We start from the raw sequence: 8,267 nt of genomic DNA on the forward strand, positions 1-8,267 counted from the left end.
CCGGGACGCGGGTCCGCGAACCGCCCACCCGCACCACCCGCACCGCCCGCCCCGTCGGGAGCGTCCACCACCGCTGCCATGATTCGAACACTAGTTCGAGAGTCCGACAGTCACGCCCACATCAGCCCAGGTCGACCAACCGCCGCGAAGTGATCTGCATCACACCGCATGACGCCGTGCTGCGGCGATCAGATCGCCCGACTCCTCGACCGCCACCGAGACCCACTGCCGCATGGCCCGGGAGCCCATCGTCGGCGTCACGCCCTCGCCGGCCGCCACGAGGTCGGCGGCCGTCGGGTGTTTGACCGGCCACCCGATCGCCGTCGCGGAAGGCGTACGGATGGCCATCCGCGAGCAGCGTGTCGCGCCCGAACATCACCCGCCGCGTCACCTCCGGCACCGCGAGCTCCGCGGCGGCCAGCACCTCGAACGGCTCCACGCCCGCAGCATGGCACCGTTGCCCGGTGTGGCCTGGATCACTACCGTTCTCCGGAGAGGTCCGCGAGGGCGGGGTGATGGGGATGGACGACGCGAGCCGGGCGCTGCTGCGGCTGTGGGACGCCACCGACGACGTCGTGGGGGGCCTGCACGACGCGGACTGGTCGCGCCCGCTGGTGCCCTCCGGATCGGCCGCCGCGATGGCCTCGTCGGCGCTCGACACCGGCGGGACGGACGTGACCGACCTGGTCACCCACCTCACCGGGGTGCACTACGCCGGGCCCGAACGCCTGCGCGAGGCGCTCACCGAAGCACACGACCGGGCCGAGCGCGCGGTGCGGTCGTCGGCGCCCTCCGGTCGGGTGCTCGAGGCGCAGTGCCTCGACATGTGTCTGCACGCCCACGACCTGCACGAAGCCCTCGGGCTCGAGCTCGACCCGGACGCCGTCGCGCCGGCCGCGCTCGAGGCGTGCCGGCTGGCCAGTGGGCTCGTCCCGCGGCTGCTCACCCGCACCGGCGTGCGCCCGACCTGTCTGCGGCTGCTGGTGCGGGCCTGGCCCGGCGGACCCGTGGAGATCGACCGGACGGTCCGGCTCGGGGACGGTCCGGCAGTGGCGATCGCCGAGGTGGACGCCGAGGCCGAGGCGTTCCTGCTGCTGCTCGCCGGCCGACGCTCGGCGGGCGAGCTCGCCGAGCAGGGCCGGGTCTCCTGGAGCGGCCGCAGCGCCGAGTGCCTGGTGGGCGTGTGAAAGGGCGCCCGTGAGGACGTTCAGCGCAGGCGCAGCAGGCTGACGAACGCGATCGCGGCGAGAACCGCCACGATGATCGAGAACGCGACCGCCGAGGCCACCAGTCCGAACGCGGCCGTCGCGATCCCCTCGCCGATCACCGGCAACGAGATCGCGACGTAGAGCACGAGGAAGAAGCTCGACGCCACCTCGCTCCGCCGTTCCGGTGGGCTGCCCGCACTCACGGCGCCGAGACCCGCGCGGAAGCTCATCCCCTGGCCGACCCCGGCCACCGCGGCCCCGACCACGAGCAGCCACAACGACGCCACCGCCACCGACAGGCCGACCACGAGCACCCCGACGACGAGCGCCGCCGCGCCGACCAACAGCGCCGGCCGCTCGCCGAGCCGTGCCGAGGCGAGCTGCCCCAGCGTCGAGAAGCCGAGCAGCGTGAACACCACCAGCCCGGTGACGAGGTGGTTCGAGATGTGCAGCACCTGGGCGACGAACGACGGGGAGACCGCCGTGAACAGCCCGAGCACGGCGAAGCCCGCGAACCCGGCGATCGCGGCGCGCACGAACACGCCGCGCACCTCCGGCGGCACCGACACCCGCTGCGGGCGGAAGGACACCGGGCCCCCGGCCGGCGTGATCGGTTCGGCGATCGCGAACAGCGCCACCCCGACGAGGAGGACCAGGACGATGTGCACCACGTACGGCAGGTACAGGGGTGCCGGCGCGTACTGCGCGAGCGCCCCGGCGAGCACCGGGCCGAGCCCCAGCCCGAGCATGTTCACCGCGGCCGCGACGAGGCTGTAGCGCTGCTGGCGGCCCTCGGGGGCGAGGTCGACCAGGGTCGCGGTCGCCGTGCCGGTGAAGATCCCCGCGGAGAGCCCGGAGAGCACCCGGGCGACGAAGAGCGTCGCGACGTCACCGGGGATGAGGAAGACCGCGCTGGAGATCGCGGCCAGCAGGAGGCCGGGCAGCAGGACCGCTCGCCGTCCGACCTGGTCGGAGAGCCGGCCGAAGAGGATGAGCGCGGCGGCGACGCCGACCGCGTAGGCGGCGAAGATGCACGTCACCATCACGCCCCCGAACCCGAGCTCCTGCTCGTAGATCGGGTAGAGCGGGGTCGGCAGCGTCGCCCCGAGCATCGTGATGAGGAAGGCCACGGCGACGACGGCGGCCGCGGCCGGACCGCGCAGCCCTCCCCGCCGCGACGTCGCCGAGGTCCCGGTCGTCGCGCTGATAACGAGCCTCCGTCCGCGTCGCGAGTGGATCGATCGGAGTGTGCCCGGATCGCTGCGGGCCCACCCCCGCCCGATCGGCCGGGGGACGCGGCCACGGCGGTCCGCTCGCGGCAGGATGACCCGCGTGACCGGCTACGACGTCGCCGCGCTGCGCGCCCGCTTCCCCGCCCTCGACCGCGGCTACGCGCACTTCGACGGCCCGGGCGGCTCCCAGGTCCCGCGTGAGGTCGCGCAGGCCGTCGCGGACACCCTCACCGCGCCGATCGCCAACCGCGGCCGCACCACCCCCGCGGAACGCTTCTCCGACGAGGTCGTCCTCGGCGCGCGGGCCGCGATGGCCGACCTGCTCGGCGCCGATCCGCGCGGGGTCGTCTTCGGGCGGAGCATGACGGCGCTCACCGTCGACCTCGCGCGCACCCTGGCCACGTCCTGGGGTCCCGACGACGAGGTGGTGGTCACCCGCCTCGACCACGACGCCAACATCCGCCCCTGGGTGCTCGCGGCGCAGCGGGTCGGGGCGACGGTCCGGTGGGTCGACTTCGACCCGGAGACCACCGAGCTGCACGCCGACGACGTCGCGGCGCAGCTCTCGGACCGCACCCGGGTCGTCGCCGTCACGGGGGCGTCCAACCTGGTCGGGACCCGCCCGCCGATCCCCGCGGTCGCGGCGCGCGTGCACGACGCCGGGGCGCTCTGCGTCGTCGACGGGGTGCACCTCACGGCGCACGCGGCGATCGACGTCGCCGCCCTCGGCGCGGACGTCTTCCTCTGCTCGCCCTACAAGTTCCTCGGCCCCCACTGCGGCGTGCTCGCTGCCACCCCCGCGTTCCTGGAGACGCTGCGCCCCGACAAGCTGCTGCCCTCCACCGACGCCGTCCCGGAACGCTTCGAGCTCGGCACGCTGCCCTACGAGCTCCTCGCCGGCACGACGGCCGCGGTGGACGTCCTGGCGTCGCTGGGTCCCGACGACGGCGATCGGAGGGCAAGGCTGGTCGCCGGGATGGCCGCCGTGGAGGCCCACGAGGACCGGCTGCGGACGCGGATCGAGACCGGCCTGGCCTGCCTGCCCGGGGTGTCGGTGCTCTCGCGCGCCGCGCACCGGACCCCGACGCTGCTCGTCCAGGTGCCCGGCGGCGGTCGTCGTGCTCACGAGGGGCTGGCCGAGCGCGGGGTGTTCGCGCCGGCCGGGTCGTTCTACGCGCTCGAGGCGTCGCGGCGGCTGGGGCTGGGCGACGACGGGGCGCTGCGGATCGGGCTCGCGCCCTACTCCGACGACGAGGACGTCGACCGGCTGCTCGACGGCCTGGCCGCCGTCCTCCCCGCCGACCCGCCCGCACCGGGCGCCTGATGCCCGAGCGCATCCGGCTGCGGCGCGCGAAGGGCTGGCGCAAGCCCGAGGGCGCGATCACCGTCGCGCGCCCGTCGGCGTGGGGCAACCCGTTCCGGCTCGGGGCCGTGGTGAGGACCGACGACGACGTCGAGGTCACCCTCGACCGCGACGCGATGATCGCGCTGTACCGCCGGTGGCTCGCGGAACGGCCGGACCTGGTCGAGAAGGCCCGGACGGAGCTCGCCGGGCAGGACCTCGCGTGCTGGTGCGCCGAGGACGAGCCGTGTCACGCCGACGTGCTGCTGCGGGTGGCGGCCGGCGGCGACCCGTAGCCGTCGGTGCACCGGCGTCCGACAGCGCGCGACGCAGTAGTCCACTACGGCAGACACGCGCCGTGGCGCGGCTCACTCTCGCTGGGCATGACTCCTCTCGTCCGGCGCCCGTCCGTCATGACCGGCGTCGTCCTGTTCGCCCTCTTCGGCCTGGTCGACCTGCTCAGCCCCTGGATCTTCCCGGCGCCCGACGACGCGCCCGCCTTCGCGAACACCCTGACCCTGGTCTTCGGGGTGCTCGCCCTGATCGTCCTCGGCCTCTGGCTCGCGACGGGTGCGCGCGCGGCCATGTGGGCCGGCGTGGTGATCCGGGTGATCGGCGGTGCGTTCTCGATCCTCGCGTTCACCGACCCGACGCTGTCCACCGGCTACGTCGTGGCGAACGTCGTGTACCTGGTGCTCACGGTGGTCGCCATCGTGCTCGTCGCGCCCACGCTGCGTGCGCGGGCCCGGGACGGCGGGGGCGCCGCGCTGGCCGGCCAGGTCTGACTCCTCGCGGGCACCGTCGCCCGCGCTGTCTCACTCCGAGGCCGGATCGTCCGGTCCGTCACCCCGTGGACCGTGCCCGTGAGCGGAGCGTTGCCTTTCGGTGATGCGGAGGTCACAGTCGCTTCCGAGAGTGGGCGAATCATCACCCACTGGCGCCTCGGAGGTTCCATGACCGCGACACAGTCCGTCACCGCGCCTCCGGAACACCACGGGCGCCTCGCGGACAACGCCCTGGGGCTGCCCTCGGTGCTCTTCTGCATCGTCACCGGCGCCGCCCCGCTCACCGCGATGCTGTTCAACGTCCCCGTCTCGGTCAACGGCGGTGGCTGGGCCACCCCCGCCGCGTTCTTCATCGCCACGGTGTCGCTGACGATCTTCTCGGTCGGCTACATCGCGATGGCGCGGCGGGTCACGAGCGCCGGCGGCTTCTACACGTTCGCCAGCCGGGGGCTCGGCCGCGTCATCGGGCTGGGATCCGGGCTGCTCATCGCGCTCTGCTACATGGTCTTCGTCGGCGCTGTGATCGGGGTGATGGGCTACTTCGCCGCCACGACCGTGGAGGCCTTCACCGGGCTCGCGGTCCCTGCGTGGGTCTACATGGCGATCGGGCTCGCGATCATGAGCCTGCTCGCGTGGTTCCACATCGAGCTGACCGCGAAGGTCCTCGGCGTCATGCTCGTCGCCGAGGTGCTCGCGCTGATCGTGCTGTCGGTCGGGGTGTTCGTCCACGGCGGAGCCGAGGGCTTCTCGCCGCAGCCCTTCAACCCCGTCCAGATCTTCGACAACCCCGGCGCGCTGCAGATCTTCGGCACCGGCGCCGCGGGCATCGCGCTGTTCGCGGCCTTCTGGTCCTGGGTGGGCTTCGAGATGGCGCCGAACTACGCGGAGGAGTCGCGCGAGCCGCACCGGATCGCCTCGATCGCGACCTACGGCTCGGTGGTCGGGCTGGGCATCTTCTACATGATCGTCTCGTACGCCTTCGTCACCGGCTGGGGCCTCACCGGCAGCGTCAAGGCGGTGTCCGACCAGCTCAACGGGGTGTTCGCCTCGGCGTTCTACCCGCTCTCGGACCGCTTCGTCGGCGGCTGGCTCACCGTGATCATCGAGATCCTCGCGGTCACCAGCTCGTTCGCCTGCGCGATGGCCTTCTACAACACCTCGTCGCGCTACCTGTTCGCGCTCGGCCGTGAGGGCGTGCTGCCCCGGGCGCTGGGCCGGACCTCGAAGCACCGCAGCCCGGGCGTCGCCTCGGCCACGACCACCGTCGTCGTCGCGCTCTACATGCTCGGCTTCGTGCTCTACGACCCCTCGACCGAGGGCGCCCTCACCAAGCTCGGCACCTGGTCGCCGCTGCTCGGGGTGCTCGGCATCCTCGCCGTCCAGGCCCTGGTCTGCGTCGCGATCATCCGGTACTTCCTGACGACGGCCCGCGACGGCTTCCGGGTGTGGAGCACGCTCCTCGCGCCGGTGATCGGGTGCGCCGCCATGGTCGGCGCCTGCTACCTGCTCATCGACAACCGGGACGCGCTCGCCGCGGCCCAGGGCGTCCCCTTCATCGCGCTGCTGCCCTACGTACCGCTGGTGATCTTCGTGGGCGGGGTGGTCGTCGCCCTCGTCCTGCGCGCCCGCCGCCCCGAGGTCTACGCCGGGCTCGGTCACTTCTCCCTCTCCGACCCCGTGCTCGACGCCGATCAGTCAGTGTCCGATCTGGAGGCCCAGGCATGACCGCTCTCGACGAACCCCGCACCGCCACCGAGGCCGTCCACCCCCTCGAGCCGCTGACCGCCGAGGAGGTCGCCGCGGCGTCGGCGCTGCTGAAGGACGCGCGCGGTCTCACCGAGAGCGCCCGGTTCGTGTTCGTGAACCTCCACGAGCCCTCGAAGACCGCGCTGGCCGGGTACGACGCCGAGCACCCGCTGCCGCGCGAGGCCGAGATCGTGCTCTACGAGCGCTCCGAGCCGATGCTCTACGAGGCCGTCGTCTCGCTCACCGAGAGCAGCGTGCTGTCGTGGCGGCCGCGCCCGGGGGTGCAGGCGCCCGTGATGGCCGAGGAGTTCTTCGCCACCGAGGACATCGTGCGCGCGGACCCCGGCTGGCAGGAGGCGATGCGCCGGCGCGGCATCACCGACCTCGACCTCGCGATGATCGACCCCTGGGCCTCGTCGTGGACCGGGCCCGAGGACGACCCCTCGGCGCGGCGCATCGTGCGGCCGCTGACCTGGCTGCGCGCCGCGCCCGGGGAGCACGGCTACGCCCGGCCCGTCGAGGGCCTCGTCGTCACCGTCGACCTCGACCGTCGCGAGGTGGTCGACGTGCAGGACTTCGGCGTCGTCGACCTCCCGCCGCATCCCGCCAACTACGAGCAGCCCTGGATCCACGACGCGGCGAACGTCCCGCGCGTCGAGACGATCCGCGACGACATCAAGCCCATCGACATCACCCAGCCCGACGGGCCGAGCTTCACCGTCGACGGGCACGCGGTGAGCTGGCAGAAGTGGCACCTGCGGATCGGGTTCACCCCGCGCGAGGGCCTCGTGCTCCACGACGTCTCCTACGACGACCGCGGCACCCGGCGCCCGGTGCTGCACCGCGCCTCGCTCGCGGAGATGTACGTGCCCTACGGCGACCCGGCGCCCACGCACCGGTTCAAGAACGTCTTCGACCAGGGCGAGTACGGCGTCGGGTGGCTCGCGAACCCGCTGACGCTGGGGTGTGACTGCGTCGGGCACATCCGCTACTTCGACGGCGTCGTCAACGACCAGGACGGCGCCGCCGTCACCATCCCGAACGCGATCTGCATGCACGAGGAGGACACCGGCATCGCGTGGAAGCACACCGACTTCCGCACCGAGGCCGTCGAGGTCCGCCGCCGGCGCCGCCTGGTGATCTCCTCGATCGTCACCGTCGGCAACTACGAGTACGGCTACTTCTGGTACCTCTACAACGACGGCCTCATCGAGTACGAGGTCAAGCTGACCGGCGTGATCTCCACCGGCGCGGTGCCGGTGGGCACCGTGCCCGAGCACGGCACGCTCGTCGCGCCCGGGCTCTACGGGCCGAACCACCAGCACTTCTTCTGCGTGCGTCTCGACATGACCGTCGACGGCCCGGCGAACACCGTCGTCGAGGTCGACTCGGTGCCCTCGCCGCCCGGGCCGGCGAACCCGCACGGCAACGCCTGGGTGACGACGCGCACCCCGGTCACCTCCGAGGCGGTCGGGGCCCGGGACACCGCGCCGGAGAAGGCCCGGTTCTGGAAGATCGAGAGCACGACGCAGACCGGACCGACCGGGGCGCCCACCGCGTACGCGCTCATGCCCGGGTCGACGGTGCCGCCGATGTACTCACCCGAGGCGCTCTTCGCGCCCCGCTCCGGGTTCACCGAGCACACCGTCTGGGTCACCGCCCACGACCCCGAGCAGCGCTTCGCCGCGGGCGACTACCCGCTGCAGGCGCCGCGCGGGACCGGCCTGCCGGGCTACCTGGACGCCGACCGTCCGCTCGAGGGCACCGACGTCGTCGTCTGGTACACGATGGGCGCCCACCACGTGGTCCGCCCCGAGGACTGGCCGGTGATGCCGGTGTCGACGATCGGGTTCATGCTCCGGCCCTCGGGGTTCTTCGACGGCAACCCCGCGCTCGACCTGCCGCCGAGCAACGCGGAGGCCTGCCACTAGGGCCGGTGCGAGCGGCACTCTCG

The 8,267-nt window shown here is 73.1% G+C and carries 8 protein-coding genes; 6 read left to right on the forward strand and 2 right to left on the reverse strand.

Features of this window, described 5'->3' with window-relative positions:
- Nucleotides 1-159: 159 nt before the first annotated feature.
- Entirely contained in the window at nucleotides 160-348 is a 189-nt protein-coding gene (locus VGH76_RS21390) for a hypothetical protein (RefSeq protein WP_331558739.1), read from the reverse strand.
- A gap of 173 nt (nucleotides 349-521) precedes the next feature.
- Between VGH76_RS21390 and VGH76_RS21395 the strand changes: the two genes are divergently transcribed.
- Complete coding sequence (locus VGH76_RS21395; protein ID WP_331558740.1) at nucleotides 522-1,187, forward strand: hypothetical protein; 666 nt, start codon at nucleotides 522-524, stop codon at nucleotides 1,185-1,187.
- A gap of 20 nt (nucleotides 1,188-1,207) precedes the next feature.
- On the opposite strand, the gene VGH76_RS21400 is transcribed toward VGH76_RS21395, so the two are convergent.
- Complete coding sequence (locus VGH76_RS21400; protein WP_331558742.1) at nucleotides 1,208-2,338, reverse strand: MFS transporter; 1,131 nt, start codon at nucleotides 2,336-2,338, stop codon at nucleotides 1,208-1,210.
- A gap of 193 nt (nucleotides 2,339-2,531) precedes the next feature.
- Between VGH76_RS21400 and VGH76_RS21405 the strand changes: the two genes are divergently transcribed.
- From VGH76_RS21405 to VGH76_RS21425, 5 genes are all read left to right on the forward strand, one after another.
- Nucleotides 2,532-3,764 carry a cysteine desulfurase-like protein gene (locus VGH76_RS21405; RefSeq protein WP_414637777.1) on the forward strand — a complete coding sequence of 411 codons (1,233 nt, stop codon included), beginning with the start codon at nucleotides 2,532-2,534 and terminating at the stop codon, nucleotides 3,762-3,764.
- Nucleotides 3,764-4,078 carry a DUF4326 domain-containing protein gene (locus VGH76_RS21410; protein WP_331558744.1) on the forward strand — a complete coding sequence of 105 codons (315 nt, stop codon included), beginning with the start codon at nucleotides 3,764-3,766 and terminating at the stop codon, nucleotides 4,076-4,078. The genes VGH76_RS21405 and VGH76_RS21410 overlap by 1 nt, the downstream gene beginning before the upstream one ends.
- Nucleotides 4,079-4,165: 87 nt before the next feature.
- On the forward strand, nucleotides 4,166-4,567 hold the full coding sequence (locus tag VGH76_RS21415; RefSeq protein WP_331558745.1) for a hypothetical protein: 402 nt from the start codon (nucleotides 4,166-4,168) through the stop codon (nucleotides 4,565-4,567).
- Between the two features lie 168 nt (nucleotides 4,568-4,735).
- The gene (locus tag VGH76_RS21420; RefSeq protein WP_331558746.1) at nucleotides 4,736-6,292 is read left to right on the forward strand and encodes an APC family permease; all 1,557 of its coding nucleotides are present in this window, start codon (nucleotides 4,736-4,738) and stop codon (nucleotides 6,290-6,292) included.
- Nucleotides 6,289-8,244 (forward strand): primary-amine oxidase, encoded by a 1,956-nt coding sequence (locus tag VGH76_RS21425; RefSeq protein ID WP_331558747.1) that lies wholly within the window; start codon nucleotides 6,289-6,291, stop codon nucleotides 8,242-8,244. The genes VGH76_RS21420 and VGH76_RS21425 overlap by 4 nt, the downstream gene beginning before the upstream one ends.
- The last annotated feature ends 23 nt before the right edge of the window (nucleotides 8,245-8,267 follow it).

The sequence above is a fragment of the Actinomycetospora sp. genome (assembly GCF_036497585.1).
Classification (GTDB): Bacteria; Actinomycetota; Actinomycetes; order Mycobacteriales; family Pseudonocardiaceae; genus Actinomycetospora.